The organism is Coleofasciculus sp. B1-GNL1-01, assembly GCF_040220235.1.
Classification (GTDB): Bacteria; Cyanobacteriota; Cyanobacteriia; order Cyanobacteriales; family Coleofasciculaceae; genus Coleofasciculus.
The window spans coordinates 49,567-65,095 of record NZ_JAVJTO010000084.1; the positions used below are offsets into that span (position 1 = coordinate 49,567).

Annotated in this window: 11 protein-coding genes and 1 pseudogene; 7 read left to right on the plus strand and 5 right to left on the minus strand. The window is 43.5% G+C overall.

The features are described from left to right. Window positions 1–76 precede the first annotated feature (76 nt). From RID53_RS20945 to RID53_RS20965, 5 genes and pseudogenes are all read left to right on the plus strand, one after another. Window positions 77–1,429 carry a selenium-binding family protein gene (locus RID53_RS20945; RefSeq protein ID WP_446389928.1) on the plus strand — a complete coding sequence of 451 codons (1,353 nt, stop codon included), beginning with the start codon at window positions 77–79 and terminating at the stop codon, window positions 1,427–1,429. A gap of 418 nt (window positions 1,430–1,847) precedes the next feature. Next, a complete protein-coding gene (locus RID53_RS20950) occupies window positions 1,848–2,774 on the plus strand; it encodes an Rpn family recombination-promoting nuclease/putative transposase (protein ID WP_446389929.1) in 927 nt (308 codons plus the stop codon). Window positions 2,775–2,911: 137 nt separating this feature from the next. Next, window positions 2,912–3,810 (plus strand): annotated as a pseudogene (locus RID53_RS20955) (Rpn family recombination-promoting nuclease/putative transposase). Between the two features lie 247 nt (window positions 3,811–4,057). Then, window positions 4,058–5,962, plus strand: coding sequence for a sulfite reductase, ferredoxin dependent (sir, locus tag RID53_RS20960; protein WP_446389930.1), 1,905 nt, complete (start codon window positions 4,058–4,060; stop codon window positions 5,960–5,962). Between the two features lie 268 nt (window positions 5,963–6,230). After that, the gene (locus tag RID53_RS20965; protein WP_446389931.1) at window positions 6,231–6,854 is read left to right on the plus strand and encodes a LysE family translocator; all 624 of its coding nucleotides are present in this window, start codon (window positions 6,231–6,233) and stop codon (window positions 6,852–6,854) included. A gap of 57 nt (window positions 6,855–6,911) precedes the next feature. Here the strand turns inward: RID53_RS20965 and RID53_RS20970 are convergent, their stop codons facing one another. The 4 genes from RID53_RS20970 to RID53_RS20985 all read right to left on the minus strand — a co-directional run bounded on the left by RID53_RS20970 (window position 6,912) and on the right by RID53_RS20985 (window position 12,341). After that, window positions 6,912–7,454, minus strand: coding sequence for a helix-turn-helix domain-containing protein (locus tag RID53_RS20970; RefSeq protein WP_446389932.1), 543 nt, complete (start codon window positions 7,452–7,454; stop codon window positions 6,912–6,914). 114 nt (window positions 7,455–7,568) lie between these two features. After that, entirely contained in the window at window positions 7,569–8,105 is a 537-nt protein-coding gene (locus RID53_RS20975; RefSeq protein WP_446389933.1) for a hypothetical protein, read from the minus strand. Window positions 8,106–8,291: 186 nt separating this feature from the next. Beyond that, window positions 8,292–10,781: a HEAT repeat domain-containing protein gene (locus RID53_RS20980; protein ID WP_446389934.1), complete on the minus strand. Its 2,490-nt coding sequence runs from the start codon at window positions 10,779–10,781 to the stop codon at window positions 8,292–8,294. 51 nt (window positions 10,782–10,832) lie between these two features. Next, window positions 10,833–12,341 carry a hypothetical protein gene (locus tag RID53_RS20985; protein ID WP_446389935.1) on the minus strand — a complete coding sequence of 503 codons (1,509 nt, stop codon included), beginning with the start codon at window positions 12,339–12,341 and terminating at the stop codon, window positions 10,833–10,835. Between the two features lie 817 nt (window positions 12,342–13,158). On the opposite strand from RID53_RS20985, the gene RID53_RS20990 reads away from it, so the two are divergent. Next, window positions 13,159–13,860, plus strand: a complete 702-nt coding sequence (locus RID53_RS20990) for a DUF547 domain-containing protein (RefSeq protein WP_446389936.1) — start codon at window positions 13,159–13,161, stop codon at window positions 13,858–13,860. On the opposite strand, the gene RID53_RS20995 is transcribed toward RID53_RS20990, so the two are convergent. Continuing rightward, complete coding sequence (locus RID53_RS20995; RefSeq protein ID WP_446389937.1) at window positions 13,842–14,576, minus strand: TIGR04283 family arsenosugar biosynthesis glycosyltransferase; 735 nt, start codon at window positions 14,574–14,576, stop codon at window positions 13,842–13,844. The two genes, RID53_RS20990 and RID53_RS20995, sit on opposite strands and share 19 nt — an antisense overlap. Before the next feature lie 142 nt (window positions 14,577–14,718). Here RID53_RS20995 and ubiG point away from each other — a divergent pair, with 142 nt between their 5' ends. Beyond that, window positions 14,719–15,498 (plus strand): bifunctional 2-polyprenyl-6-hydroxyphenol methylase/3-demethylubiquinol 3-O-methyltransferase UbiG, encoded by a 780-nt coding sequence (gene ubiG / locus RID53_RS21000; RefSeq protein ID WP_446389938.1) that lies wholly within the window; start codon window positions 14,719–14,721, stop codon window positions 15,496–15,498. Window positions 15,499–15,529 lie beyond the last annotated feature (31 nt).

Sequence of the window (15,529 nt, forward strand, 5' to 3'; positions counted from 1 at the left end):
ATTTCATCTGGGTTAATTGGGGAAATTGCCGCCCAATACCGGATAAAATCAAAAATCAATCCTTATAATCTTTCCTATGAGCCATGCTTGTTGTGGACCCGGTTACGCTTCCCCTGAAGCGGCAATGAAAGCAGACCGGGAAAAAGTTCTCTATACCATCGCCCTCTATACGGGGACGGGAGTTGAAGCACCCGACTACTTAGCCACGATTGATGTAGACCCCACCTCCCCGACGTACTCCCAGGTGATTCATCGCCTACCCATGCCTTACATCGGGGATGAATTGCACCACTTCGGCTGGAATGCTTGCAGTTCTTGCCACGGGGATAGTAGCAAATCCCGCCGCTTTCTGGTTATCCCTGGTATCCGTTCCAGTCGGATTTATATTGTGGATACGGCTGAAGCCAAAGCCCCCAAACTGCACAAGGTTATCGAACCCGAAGAAATCAAAACCAAAACCAATCTGAGTGCGCCGCATACCGTTCATTGTCTGGCAAATAGTCAAGTAATGATCTCGATGCTGGGTGACGGCGAAGGAAATGCTCCGGGGGGTTTTCTGCTATTGGATGAAAACTTTGACATTGCCGGACGCTGGGAAAATAAAGCGGAGGGGATGAAGTACAATTATGACTTCTGGTATCAACCCCGCCATAATGTTATGGTCAGCAGTGAATGGGCTGCCCCAAACACCTTTTATCCAGGGTTTGACTTGAATGATGTGGCGGCGGGCAAATATGGTCAACAGCTTAACTTCTGGAATTGGGAAACCCACGATATTATTCAATCGGTAGACCTCGGTGAAGAGGGTTTAATTCCCCTCGAAGTCCGCTTTCACCACAATCCCGGTAGCACTCACGGATATGTCGGGGCGGCGCTGAGTAGTAATATTTGGCATTGGCAGAAACAAAAGGGCGAGTGGCAGGTGAGTAAGGTGGTTGATGTGCCGCCTGTGGAGGTCGAAGGATGGTCTTTTCCTGTACCTTCGTTGATTAGTGATATACTCCTGTCCCTGGATGATCAGTATCTTTATTTTGCCAACTGGTTGCACGGTGATATTCGCCAATACGATATCCGTAATCCGTCTAAACCGAAGCTAACTGGACAAGTTTGGTGTGGTGGAGTTTTGGGTAAAGCTGCCCCTGTCAACGGACATCAATGGGTGGGAGGACCGCAAATGCTGCAATTAAGTTTAGATGGCAAACGTCTCTATGCCACGAATTCTCTATTTAGCAGTTGGGATAATCAGTTTTATCCGGATATCGCCCAAAAGGGTTCCTACTTAATTCAAATTTATTGCGATACCCAAAAAGGTGGACTCTCAATTAATCCAGACTTTTACGTCGATTTTGGTCAAGAACCTAACGGACCTGCCCGCGCCCATGAAATGCGCTATCCCGGTGGGGATGCTACATCCGATATTTGGATTTAGGAGTAGGGGTAAGCTGTCATGCCTTTAAATTGGGAATGGGTAGCGAGCAAGATGCAAAGCCTGCGGCATGGCTTCGCTAAACGCATTACTTCGATTAGGCAGTTTTTGACATTAAGGTTTAAATGCCGAACAGCTTATCAACTGAACCAAAAGAAGCCCAGATTTATTGTGAGTGAGCGGCATTTTCAAAGATGCCGCTTGATTTCTATTGTTTAAGATTTAGCATCAAGATAGAGTGTGGTGAACAGGTATCCTTAAACGATTACGCGATCGCACTTACATTGCAGCTTAGTTGAAAAGGGTATTTAGGTGAACTACTCCAACGTCAACACGCAGAAGGAATTGATCAGCTTATCTTGAATCATGAGGGCGAAAATCTGTCACAATAGAGTAGGTAGACGTTCCCATTGATGCCCTTATGCCTCAAACACACATCCGATTTGATTGGGCGATTAAAAAATTACTGAGAAACAAGGCGAATTATGGTGTTTTAGCCGGGTTCTTGAGCGAGTTATTGGGGAAACAAATTAAGATTCAATCCATCCTCGAAGGTGAAAGCAATCAACAAACCGAGGATGACAAGCTCAACCGAGTCGATATTCTGGCGGAAAATGACCAGGGGGAATTAATTCTGATTGAAGTGCAAAACAATACAGAGCAAGATTATTTTCATCGGATGCTCTACGGCACGTCGAGATTAATTACCGACTTTCTGGAAAAAGGAGAACCTTACGGTAAAATCAAAAAAGTCTATTCAGTTAATGTCGTCTACTTTTCGCTGGGGCAGGGGGAAGATTATATTTATAAAGGGATATTAGATTTTCGGGGGTTGCACAGAGAAGACAGGTTGGGGTTATCAATCAACCAGCAGAAGCTATTTAATATTCACGAGGTATATGAGATTTTTCCAGAGTATTATGTGATTAAAGTCAACAACTTTAACGAGGTAGCGAAGACGCCTTTAGATGAATGGATATATTTCCTGAAAAAGAGCCAAATCAAAGAGGAATTTACCGCCCAAGGGTTAGCTTTAGCGAAGGAGAATTTACTGGTCGATAGCTTGAGTGAAGAAGAAAGAGCGAACTACCTGAGATTTATGGAGAATCGGCGCTATGAAGTGAGCTTGATAGAAAGTTCGCGTTCAGAGGGAAGATTAGAAGGGTTAGAAGAGGGGATGGAGAAAGGAATTCAGGCAGGTATGGAGCAAGGAATTCAGGCAGGCATAGAGCAAGGCAAACAGCAGGAAAAGATGAACATAGCCAGAACCTTAAAACAAAAAGGGACTGAGCTTGATATAATCACAGAAATAACCGGACTGAGTAGAGAAGAAATAGAGAAACTGTAGCACGGCTAGATAACTAAGGCTCTGCCATTATACCCTTTGTCCACTAACTGGCTGAATTAAGTTGAACCACTTATCCTGACTCATCAGGGCGAAAATCTGTCAAAATAGAGTAGGTAGACGTTCCCGGAAATGCCCTTATGTCTCAAACACACATCCGATTTGATTGGGCGATAAAAAAATTACTGAGAAATAAAGCCAATTACGGTGTTTGGGCAGGGTTTCTCAGTGAGTTATTGGGGAAACAAATTAAGATCCAATCCATCCTCGAGGGTGAAAGCAATCAACAAACCGAAGATGACAAGCTCAACCGAGTCGATATTCTGGCGGAAAATGACCAGGGAGAATTAATTCTGATTGAAGTGCAAAATAATACAGAGCAAGATTATTTTCATCGGATGCTCTATGACACATCCCGATTAATTACCGACTTTCTGGAAAAAGGAGAAACTTACGGTAAAATCAAAAAAGTCTATTCCGTCAATGTTGTCTACTTTTCGCTAGGACAGGGGGAGGATTATATATATAAAGGGATATTAGATTTTCGAGGATTGCATCTAGAAGACAGGTTAGGGTTATCAATAAACCAGCAGAAGTTGTTTAATATTCACGAGGTATATGAGGTTTTCCCGAGTATTATGTGATTAAAGTCAACAACTTTAACGAAGTGGTGAATATGCCATTAGATGAATGGATATATTTTCTGAAAAAGAGCCAAATCAAAGAAGAATTTACCGCCCAAGGGCTAGCTTTAGCGAAGGAGAATTTACTCGTCGATAGTTTGAGTGACGCCGAAAGAGCCAACTACCTGAGATTTATGGAGAATCGGCGCTATGAAGTTAGCATGATCGAAGGTTCGCGTTCAGAGGGAAGATTGGAGGGAATTGAGGAGGGAAGATTGGAGGGAATTGAGAAAGGCAAACAGCAAGAAAAGATTAACGTAGCCAGAAAACTCAAACAAAAAGGGACTGATCTTGACACCATTACAGAAATAACCGGACTGAGTAGAAAAGAGATTGAGAAACTTGATATACCGTAGGGTGGGCTGTGCAACGCCAGCATACCAGGAGCGTGACATTGAACTTTAAGTGGGTCTTCCGGACAAGCCTGTGCTAGACTAGCTCTCTGATTTGCGATCGCACAGGCACCGCCAGCAAAGACAGCAATCTTAATTTATATCAAAGTCGTCGCCCACACCGATAACCCAGGTATTACGATCAGAGTATCCAACGTAATCCCCATAGAGTTACGGTAATATAGCTGATCCGTTCGGACTTATAGCATCCATGGTTGTATCTCAGAATCCCTCCGTACAGAAAACGTCTAAACTTGAAGGCATAAAAGAACGCAGTAACTGCTTACGCGAACCCGTCGCCAGTGAGTTGCTGGAAGACACCACCCACTTCAGTGGTGATGCCGTACAAATTCTGAAATTTCACGGGTCTTACCAGCAAGACAACCGCGATAACCGGGTTAAAGGGCAAGAAAAAGACTATCAGTTCATGCTGCGAACCCGTTCTCCTGGCGGGTTTATCCCCCCTCAACTCTATCTGACGCTGGATCAACTCTCCGATGAATACGGGAACCATACGATGCGAGTCACCACTCGCCAAGGGTTTCAGCTTCACGGTATTCTCAAAAAGAACTTAAAGGCAACCATTGCCGCGATTGTCCGCAATCTCGGTTCCACCCTCGGCGCTTGCGGGGACTTAAATCGCAACGTCATGGCGCCTCCCGCCCCGTTCAAAACTCGTCCAGAGTACCAATATGCCTGGGAGTATGCCAATAAAATTGCCGATTTATTAACCCCTCAGACGGGCGCTTATTACGAAATTTGGCTGGATGGGGAAAAGGCAATTAGCGCTGAAGAAGCCCCAGAGGTGAAAGCGGCGCGTCAGCGTAATGGCAACGGTACGATATTTGCGGATAAAGAAGAACCGATTTACGGGGAACATTATATGCCCCGTAAGTTTAAGTGTAGTGTTACTGTTCCCGGCGATAACTCCGTTGATCTCTACACCCAAGACGTCAGCTTAGTGGTGATGATGAATCAGCAGGGAGAATTGGAAGGATTTAATGTTCTCGCGGGTGGTGGTTTAGGGCGCACCCATAACAAAGAGGAAACCTTTGCCCGTATGGCTGATCCGATTGGCTATGTGGCAAAAGATGATATCTTTGATTTGATCAAAGCGATTGTGGCAACTCAGCGAGACTATGGCGATCGCGTTAATCGTCGTCATGCGCGAATGAAGTACCTGATCAATGATTGGGGGGTTGATAAGTTCCGCGCTCAAGTTGAAGACTACTTCGGTAAGCCTATCGCCCCCTACAAACCCCTCCCCGCCTTTAAATACAAAGACTATCTGGGATGGAACGAGCAAGGAGACGGTAAGTTATTTTTAGGCATTTCCATTGAGAATGGGCGAGTTAAAGATGAGGGCAATTTCCGACTCAAAACAGCCCTGCGGGAAATTGTCAAGCAATTTGACCTACCCATGCGGATGACACCCAATCACAATGCCATTCTTTATGAGATTGAAAAGGATCAGCAGCAATCCATTGAACAGATTCTCAACCAACACGGGGTGCAAATTACCCCAGAGGGAATCGAACCCTTAGTCCGCTATTCCATGGCTTGTCCCGCCCTTCCCACCTGTGGGTTAGCAATTACTGAATCAGAACGGGCAATTCCGGGAATTACGGTGCGGATTCGGACATTGTTGGACAAGCTGGGATTAAAGGATGACCATTTTGTCATCCGGATGACAGGATGTCCCAATGGATGTGCCAGACCTTACATGGCAGAATTAGGATTCGTGGGCAGTGCGCCTGGAAAATATCAGGTTTGGTTAGGCGGTTCACCGGATCAGACGAGGTTAGCACAAGCCTATATCGACAAACTACCGATTGAGGAACTCGAATCCTTCCTCGAACCCATGTTCATGCAATTCAAGCAACAGCGCGAACTCGGGGAAAGTTTCGGTGATTTTTGCGATCGCGTGGGATTTGATGCGATTCGAGACTATTCGGCTAATTATGAATTCCCCAAACCCACCAAGAAAACCCGCCATCGGATTTCCCTCAATGATGATCTGTACAGCCGTCTCAAAGACGCCGCCGCCAGTCAAGGGAAACCGATTAGCCATCTGGCTGCTGACGCGATCGAGGCGTTTCTCAATCAGTCATCGTGACATCCTCCCACACCAAATCAAAGATTATGGTGCGTTGCTCCCAACATCGCTGTTAGACATTTGATGTACCGTAGGGTGGGCATTGCCCACCAGCCTTAATTCAGTACCATTCATCTTAAATTAGATGTAACTGATTAAATTGATCAGGTAGGGGCACGATACTATCGTGCCCTTTATCAAATCCATGCTCCCATTGCACCTTCACCTTGTTGGGTTTCGTACCTCAACCCAACCTACAACCTATCCCACAATTAACGATTCAACTGTTATGAAAAGCAGTATGACATTTAGCACCATTGTTGCATTATTCAGTGCGATGGTTGTTCTGGCTTCTATTCCCAGTGTCAGTGTATTGACTGTCTCTACCCGATCCGCTACATCTGGATTTATTCATGGTGTTTTCACCACTCTAGGAATAGTAGTCGGTGACATTATCTTCATTATCATCGCTATTTGGGGTTTATCACTGCTGGCAGCAAAAATGGGAGGATTATTTTTCCTGATTAAGTACTTGGGTGGCGCTTATCTTATCGGGTTGGGAATAGGGTTATGTCGGGCAAAATTGAATAATGTGGAGACAGCCGCCGTTATGGAATCTTCTTGTCTGTCTAGTTTTATCGCAGGACTATCTATTACATTAGCCGATCAAAAAGCAACCTTATTTTATCTGGGGTTTTTCCCAGCTTTTATTGATCTGTCCCAAATCTCTTATCTTGATACTCTCATCATTATCGCGATTACTACCGTAGCTGTAGGCGGTGTTAAACTTGGTTATGCATTCATGGCGGATAAAGCGCGATTACTGATTAGTTCTAGAATCAGAAAAGGAATAAATATGATGGCAGGCTGTATCATGATTGCTGTGGGAGTGTTTTTGATGATCAAACCTTAATTGACTTTATCGAATAATTATGTTATAATTAAGGATTGTTAAGTAATCTCATCCTTCTTAACCTCTCTCCCGTACCACCCATTCCTCAAAGAGTTTTGAACCCATCCTGTATCGCTCATCATCTAGTTGGCGAATCACACCCGTTCCCGTCAAAACTTCCAGCGCATCCGCAACTTGTCCAAAACTCAATTGTGCTTGTTCTGCTACTGTCTCAGCCGTTCCCTCTCGCTGTTGAACGAGGGTACGATAAACAGTTTGTTCTACCTGACTAAAACCATAAGATCGTTGATCTTCATCCCACCAAGCGGAAAAATCGCGGTCATGTTTTCGTTGTTGATGCAGCATAAAACTCTCAGTCGAACGGGATTTACCCATCTGATAATCATCGAAAATTTCATTCATGAGTTGTTGAGTGAGATAGGGATGATATCCAGCCCAATCTAGAATCGTATTAACTCCCGATTCTGTGAGGGGAACACCTTCATTTTGACTGCGTTGAACAATCAGCGATCGCGTGTCGGATTCAGTTAATGTCCCTAACCATTCTACATCAGCAATATTTAACAGCGGAGAACCGACTCGTTGCTGATAATCTTTCAAGTCACGATAGCCAGAGAAACAGAATCCTAAGAAAGGGTTGATAGCGGTGTCAGTGTCTTTTAATCCCCGCAGATAACTCCAAGCATCATTTGCCCACTCTTGGCGAACAATAAATTATGCGCCATCTAAGAGAAAGCAAATGCCTTCAAGGTTGTGCTTTTGCAGGTGTTTAATAATTCTTAATAAATCTTGGCGGAAGTCTTCGTGAATTAAACGCCGTTCTTGATGGGGATTGGTAACATTTAATTTAAATCCAGATATGCCAATTTCGCCGCCATAAAACTGTCTGAGTAAGCGGCGATAGGTTCGTCTCAAGCCTAATCGAGACTCAGCGTTTGACGATTGGGTTTGCTTTTGGATAAGCGCTTCTTGTAGTCGGAGAATGAGCAAATATCGGAAGTTATCTAGACTTTCGGGTTGCTCTTGTTGTAAATTAAAGAGAACGGGAAAAGCACGGCTATTTTGGTTAAATAGCGTCCATTGAATGGCATTTAATGTGCTAGTTTTACCCAAGCGGCGTCCACCGAGAATGATTCTCACTTGAAAAGGCGATCGCATGACGTTGGCGAGGAGTTCCTGGCGTCCGAAAAAGTAGTCGGGCTTCGAGATAGCGAGTCTAAAGTTATCGAAGGGGCGATTGGTGTTGGTCATTTGTCAAAACACTGATTTCACGGATTTATTGCCGAGATTTGGGTAGGGAGGTGAGAGTTTATTCGCACTGATTACACAGAGAAGTTAGTTTTCTGTCAAGAGAGTGGGGATGAGGATTTTCCAGGAGATGATTTCGTCATTCATCATTTGTCATTCGTTGTTGTCTCAATGGGTAAAATGATATTATTATAGCTGCCATTGTTGCATCTGTTCGGGTTTCATTTGCATCTGTAGCCAGCGGGATAGAAGGGGAACCTGTAACTGATAGTAATCCTTATTCGCGATCGCGTCTCGATGGATTAATCCTACGGCTTCTAGCCAGAGGAGAGCGTCTAGACATTGGCTTTCGGTGAATTCGGGGTTGAGTCGGGCAAATAAGGCTTCCTCGGTTATCTGCGGCTGAGTCTCTTGGTTACAGGTGAGGAGTTTCAGCAGCGCGATCGCACAGGTAAAATTACGCTTGTCTAAATCTGCCCAAATATTTTGTCCAAAGTAGTCTTTGAGTACACCGGAATAGGTAAAGGGTTTATTCAGATAGCGTTGGGCGGCGGATAGGTTAATTTTGCCCTTATTTTCCGGGGCGACTTTGTTAAAGAGTAAACTTGCCAATTGTCTGGCAATAAAGGGATGTCCACCACTTTCTCGATGGATGGCGATTTGAGTAGCTTGGTCAAAGGTTACGCCCATTAGTTCACCAATATCCGTCAGCATTCGGGTTGTCTCAGATTGGGAAAAGGGAGAGACAAAGTATTCTTTAAAAAAGCTAAACACTGGATTGGTGGGGACATCCGGTTGTTGCCATTGATTAATCCGATTACAGTCCGCATGGACATCAGCCACCAGTAAGGAGAGTTGGCGCTGTTCCTGACTTAATACTCGCAGTACGCCGAAACAAGCGTTGAATTCTTCGGTGCGTTCTTTGGGGTCAGTTTTTGTGGGAAGAATGCGTTCGATTTCATCTAAAAAGCAGAGAATGGGTAAGTGATATCCGGCGGCTTGGAGTAAGGGGGATAAGGTATTGATGCGCTGGGTGAATTCAGAGATTAAATCAGGCGCTGGGCTATCTTGGGGAAAGGGTTTAAAGTTTGTAGTGAGCGCTTTAGCGCTTCCGGCACTAAAGTGCCTACTACGAACCCAGCTTAAGTCAGTACCCTTTGATTGAGGATGGTGTTCATTCACTAATTTGCTCAGTTGTTGTAGGATTTGATTGAGTAATTCAGCCCCATAACGCTGTTTTCCGCCATAGCGTTGCAGGTCAATATGAACCACGGGATGCTGGCGCATGGCAAAACTTAGTTGTAGGAGAATGGAGGTTTTGCCAGATTTGCGTAAGCCAAAGAGTCCAATTCCTTGGTTACGACGTAGTTCTTCTTCCAGAGGATTGAGAAGTTCGACACGACCGAAAAACGAGAGAGTATCGCCAATAGCATTCCGATCATCAAACAAGTCAGCACCGGGTAAATAGCGGTCTGTATATTGGGCTAAAAGTCCAGAAGCTTTGCTACTATCTAATAACGCCTGTTCAATCGCCGCCAAAGGAATCGGAATCAGGATAAAATGGTCGCGTAGTCTAACTTCCGCCATCCGCATTCGGAATAAGGTATCTGGTGGTTCTTGATACAACAAGATACCCGCTTTTTGTTGAGAGTTGTCGGTTAATTGGCTAAATTGTTTGACCAACTCCGTTACATCTTCGGCAACAGGTTGGTCAAGAGTTAGCATGATTGGTAAAGGTGTATAGGATTTCAATCTACCTGGAATTGAGATAAGTTTGAGACTCCGTTTCCCTTGACGGCTGGTGGTTGCGCCTGTGTGTTGGAAGAATTCCTGGACTTGTGAGCGAAAGTAATCAAATCTTTCTTTCTGTTCTCTAGATTGGACAAGAACTCGACTGAACTGCAAGAATAAGTCAGGGCGACGCCAGATAATTATACCACCGATGATTGATAGTAATGCGAGGGCAATCAAGATTACATTCGAAAATTTAGATCGAATGCGATCGCCCCGTTCCGCGTTCAGAATAGTTAGAGAGTCTCGTATTGTTTCGATGTCTTCCTGTTTAAAGCTTTCATCAATTGGATTGAGGGTAGTCTCAATATTTTGGAAAGAAGTGATACGATTTTGAGCCTGTTCTAAATTAGAGATAGCTTGCACTAAATCAGATGTGGATAGACGCTCTACCTTATCTTGGCGATTTTCAGCAATTTTAGCGATAGCAGACGCTGCATTAATACGAATGAGTTCATCCTGACTCTGTAAAGCTTCAGTCAGGCTAGGAAAAGCCAGTGAACCCATTTGACTGAGAGCAAAAGTCGCACTATAACGAGCCGATACGTTTTTATGTTTAAGAGTTTCGATTAAGCTAGGAATAGCAGGTGAACCAATTTTGATTAAGGCAAAAGTTGCTCTGAGGCGAACCACCTCATCTTGCTCAGTTTTTAGGGCGGTAATTAACGCTGGAATAGCGGTTTCTGAACCCATTTCCCCCAACGCTGAAGCGGCTTGACTGCGCTTGCGCCAATCGTCATCTTTTTTTAATTGTTCTATATAAGAGGACGTCTCTTTATCAACAGATTCTTGTCCCCATCCCTGACTCACACTCACCAGAGGAAATGAGAGGCTGATACAGCAAATTATGATGAAGGTAAAACCATTTCGTTTAGCTTGTGTAAGCATAGCATTGATAAAAGTTCGTTCGTAGTTGCGCTTTAGCGCTATCCGTTCCGCTTAATTCAGTGATTTATCATAATCGGGAATTCGCCGAGTGCGGTAGGTTAGAGGAAGTGCATTTTGATTTTTTATTCTTTCGGTTAACCATTCAGGTTGCTCACTTAGGGAAATTGACATTGTATCATCAGGAGACACTTGATAAACCCATTCAACACCAGGACAAATCTTAGACTCCATATTCGGGACTGACGGGGGCCATTTTCCGGTTTTTGCGGCTATTGCTTTAACCTGCAATATTTTTTGAGTTAATTCTAATTCAAGCATATATTGGGTTGCTCTGTGATGTCCATTGAACCTGGCTGGTACTATTGTCTGACCGGGAATATTCCACCAGGCTGGAGTTGTATCAATTGTTGCTGATGCAGCTGAATCTGACAAACATATATTCTGTTGCTTCGATTCTGCCAGACGTTTTATTTGTATATTATACGTATCAATTGCAGAAAAGCGACGATAAGGTTTGAAAATAGGAAATTTGATTAGGAAAGCCAATAATAAATCTTCCGGACTAAACACCTCTTCAGTTGAATATACAAGAGGTAAATATAAAGGTGAACTTCGCATAAAGTTGAATTCAAATAAAAAATCTGTTTCTAGAGAAATTAACACTGATTGATGGTAGTCATGTTCTAGCAAGCGCTGCTGCCACTCTACGGGAAGATATTCAAGCTTTCTGATTACACCTGTACTATATCTACCCATAATTAAGACAACCAATTGACTAATAAGATAATAGTCGTTACGAAGTGACTGATTGAGTCTCCAGGATACCTCTAGCATTTCTTCGGCTTGTTTAACTTGACCACGGCTATTTTTTTCTAAGACATCCAGTAAAATTACCTTTTGTAAATTAATTAAATTCAAATGACTGGGAAAACCAAACGTATAATCACTCTCCACTATTGGAGTCATATCTCTCTCCCACTGTGGAACTTCATTATTTAAGATATGCTGACGAATAGTTTCTATATTTTCCTTATTATTCATCAAATATTGCCTTAATTTATCGGGTATTGGATCGACTGTATCATTAGGTTTGCTTATTTGAGCATCCAAATAATCCCCTAGTTCTTCCCGAATTGCTTCAAAAGCCTGTCGGTCACTTTCAGAAACAGCAAAACCGGGATGAGACCTGGTATAAACGTCGAAAGTAAACTCAGTCGCACCACCACCAGGTATTCCCAATTTTGCCATCAAAGCTCGCAACTTCAACGCCGAATCATTTGGTTCAGTATCCGGAAACCGTTCGACAAATTCTTCGATATCCTGTTCAATTTCCTTTTCCTGCTGAGATGCGAGGAAATTACCGCCAATCATCCAGATAGCTAATAATCCAATTACACTCGGTACGAACCAGCGAAGTGACTTGAGGAGAAAAATTAAACTGGGAATTGACCACTGTCTTAATTTAGCTGATGATATACCAATAACTCTGAACAGCCCTTGTTCTATACTTTTGGTTCCCGGAATAGGAGTAAATAATAGTTTAACGATTTTTTCTCGCATAGTTTTATTGCTCTGTGCATCTGTAATTAACGTATCTACACCACATATATATCTTGGCAAAGATGCGTTACGCTACGCTAACACACCCTACACATAGAACACTTAGAGGCTTTGCATAAGTCCTAACCTAATCATACCTATTTTAATTCCTGGCTAATGCACTAAACGACTTTTTTGTCAAATTCGTCCCTTTGTGAGTTCTAAAAATTAGGTAATGTAATATATTTGTATTTTTTAAATTTTTACGACAGTAGAGAGGATGAAAATACGCCTTTTCAAGGCGTTTAAGCGATGTAGTTAAAAAATTTGCTACAAAAAACACCCAATACAACATTATCGCAACAACATACTACAACCTCAAACCCCCGTCAACTCAGGATTTGCCAGTGACTTTTTCTGCCAGCCCTAAATCTGACTATCTTGAGAATATTAAAACTCAAACATAAAATTGAAAAGTTTTACTTATTAAACCAGGCTTGATCAGCACCAAGCTTGGCTGAAAGCAAAGACAGCGCCACCACAAGCTAAGTTATCAGGGGTTGGTGGAATAAGTAGGCGGACACAATTAAAGTTAACGGTTGAGATTAGGGAACAGTTTTCGCGTCCGGATTTTCGACGACAGGTGGTGAGGGTTTAACCGTGGAGGAGGGTTCGATATCCGGTTGGGGTGGCATTGGGTTAGTTTTCATCGTCACGTTTCCTTAATGTCGCTTGCGATCGCAGGATTCGGCATTAGCCGTTTATGATCGAATAGGGTCGATCGACTTAGCTGTAAAGAACAACGCGATCGCGACAAATCTGACTACCACCGACTGAGATGATTGACTTTACCCTCTGGGATCAACTATTACGCCAATACGTTGATGAAAATGGTCGCGTCAATTATCAGGATTGGTCAAAACATTCATACCAAACCCTGATGAATTGGCTAAAGACTGTAGAACAACTCGATCCCAACTCTCTCTCCAATCCCGATGAACGATTAGCGCTATGGATTAACCTCTACAATGCCTCTGTGATTGCTTCCATTTTGGCACGCTACCCGATCAACTCCATCCTACCCCGGATTTTTGGTATCCCTAACTGGCTAGCCTTTCTCTGGTTCTTTATCCATCCTTTGCCACCCAATCGCCGTTACAGCCTCAACCAAATCGAACATAAAATCCTTCGCCGCGACTTCAACGAACCCCGCATTCATTTTGCCTTGGTTTGTGCAGCAATTGGCTGTCCTTTGCTGCGTCCGGGTGCGTATTGGGCAGAATCGGTACGCAACCAATTAGAGGAAGACGCCAGTCGCTTTATTAATAATTCTGATAAAGTTCGATACGAGCAATCGAATCAAACCCTTTATTGTAGTCGCATCTTCAAATGGTACGGGGATGACTTTCTCAACGTCGCTGACTCCATCCCCGATTATATCCGCGCTTACCTGAAAACTGAGAGTGCGATCGCGTCTGATACTCCTATTATTTACCTGGACTACGACTGGACACTTAACGATCAGCGAATATCCTCGTAAAATTTTTTCAGATAGGCTGCGGGCATTCCCAACCCCCACAAGACACCCACATAAATATAAATCGCCGTTGCTTTCAGTGATCCCCAACGTGCTACGCGGCGATCAGAACTCTGAACCACTCGATTCACCAAACGAATTCGTCCCCGCTTGACTAACTTCAGACATAAATCCGCCTCTTCCATAATCGGTAACGTGGGATCAAACCCGCCACATTCCCAGAAATCGAAGCGGCGAACAAACATCACTTGATCCCCAAACAGCAGGCGCAATCCCCGACAAAATAAATGAGGTCGAAATAGTAGAGGTGCATAGTAAGTTTTCAGGTAATTATGCAACGATATTCCCCAGCGTGTTGTTCGTGAACCTGCCATCAGGGAGATAAATCCGCCACAGACGACAGTGGGGTCAATTAAAGTCTGCTGAATCACTGATATTAAATCATCTGGCACTAATGTGTCAGCATGAAGAAAACAGAGAACCTCTCCTTTTGCCTGCTGTGCGCCTTGGTTCATCTGAATCGAACGTCCAGCGTCCTTTGAGAGTATAACCTGTACTCCGGCGGATGACGCGATCGCGACGGTCTCGTCTTCACTTCCACCATCCACCACAATCACCTCTAAAGCAGGAGGTGTCAACACATTGAGATGGCGCAAGGTACGTTCTAAACAACTTGCCTCATTCAGGGTAGGAATGATAATGGATACAGAAGATGACATGATTGATCGATAGTGTTGGTCTAAGTAGTCGGAAAAACTGTTGTAATGCGAGCATCTTGCTCGCTACTCATTCCCAATTTAAATGTGTGACCGCTTACTTAGAGCTTTCAAAATAGGATAAATATATAGATTTTGCCTTGAAATGATGAAAAATCACCCCCGAAAACGAAATGATTTAGAGTTTTATGACCGCATGGCTGACCGATGGTGGCAACCCAATGAAAAAATATATACCCTTTCTTATCTCAATTCACCTCGATTTAATTTTTTTGATTCTTATGTTAGAGACTGGCAAGGCTTGAAGGTTTTAGACGTTGGCTGTGGCGGGGGATATTCTTGTGAGTTTATGGCAGCAAAAGGAGCAATTGTCTCCGGAATTGACCGCTCTTATCCATGCATCATCAGCGCTCGAAACCATGCCCCAACTCAGGGCTGGGAGATTGACTACAGCGTTGGGCAAGCTGAAGCTTTACCTTGGCAAAATGATACCTTTGATGCTGTCATTTGTGTGGATGTCTTAGAACATGTTGTCGATTGGCAAAAGACCGTGGCAGAAATTTATCGAGTTTTGCGACCGCAGGGATACTTCTTTTTTGATACCATTAATCGAACCGTAAAGTCAAAACTAATATTTATAGTAGTGTTGGAAGATATTTTACAAGAAATACCCATTGGTGTTCATGATTGGCACAAGTTTATTCAACCTCAAGAATTAAGAAGTGTTTTATGGCAAGTTGGTTTTAGTGATATAGATATTAAAGGATTTGACTTATTCGGGGTTTCTTTATATCAAAATATTTGTGCCTATATCCACTATAAAAAGACTGGAGGATTTCAAGCTAAGATTAGTGATAACACATCCCTGATGTATATTGGCAAAGCAGTGAAAGGGAAATCCGTAAAATCACTGAGGGCTGGTTGAATAAGTTTTTGAGTAAGGGGAGGGGACTCTT

Bases quoted from the DNA above. Each gene is read 5' to 3' on its own strand.
- RID53_RS20945 (WP_446389928.1), top strand. From the start codon at position 77: ATGAGCCATGCTTGTTGTGGACCCGGTTACGCTTCCCCTGAAGCGGCA.
- RID53_RS20950 (WP_446389929.1), top strand. From the start codon at position 1,848: ATGCCTCAAACACACATCCGATTTGATTGGGCGATTAAAAAATTACTG.
- sir (WP_446389930.1), top strand. From the start codon at position 4,058: ATGGTTGTATCTCAGAATCCCTCCGTACAGAAAACGTCTAAACTTGAA.
- RID53_RS20965 (WP_446389931.1), top strand. From the start codon at position 6,231: ATGAAAAGCAGTATGACATTTAGCACCATTGTTGCATTATTCAGTGCG.
- RID53_RS20975 (WP_446389933.1), bottom strand. From the start codon at position 8,105: ATGACCAACACCAATCGCCCCTTCGATAACTTTAGACTCGCTATCTCG.
- RID53_RS20980 (WP_446389934.1), bottom strand. From the start codon at position 10,781: ATGCTTACACAAGCTAAACGAAATGGTTTTACCTTCATCATAATTTGC.
- RID53_RS20985 (WP_446389935.1), bottom strand. From the start codon at position 12,341: ATGCGAGAAAAAATCGTTAAACTATTATTTACTCCTATTCCGGGAACC.
- RID53_RS20990 (WP_446389936.1), top strand. From the start codon at position 13,159: ATGATTGACTTTACCCTCTGGGATCAACTATTACGCCAATACGTTGAT.
- RID53_RS20995 (WP_446389937.1), bottom strand. From the start codon at position 14,576: ATGTCATCTTCTGTATCCATTATCATTCCTACCCTGAATGAGGCAAGT.
- ubiG (WP_446389938.1), top strand. From the start codon at position 14,719: ATGATGAAAAATCACCCCCGAAAACGAAATGATTTAGAGTTTTATGAC.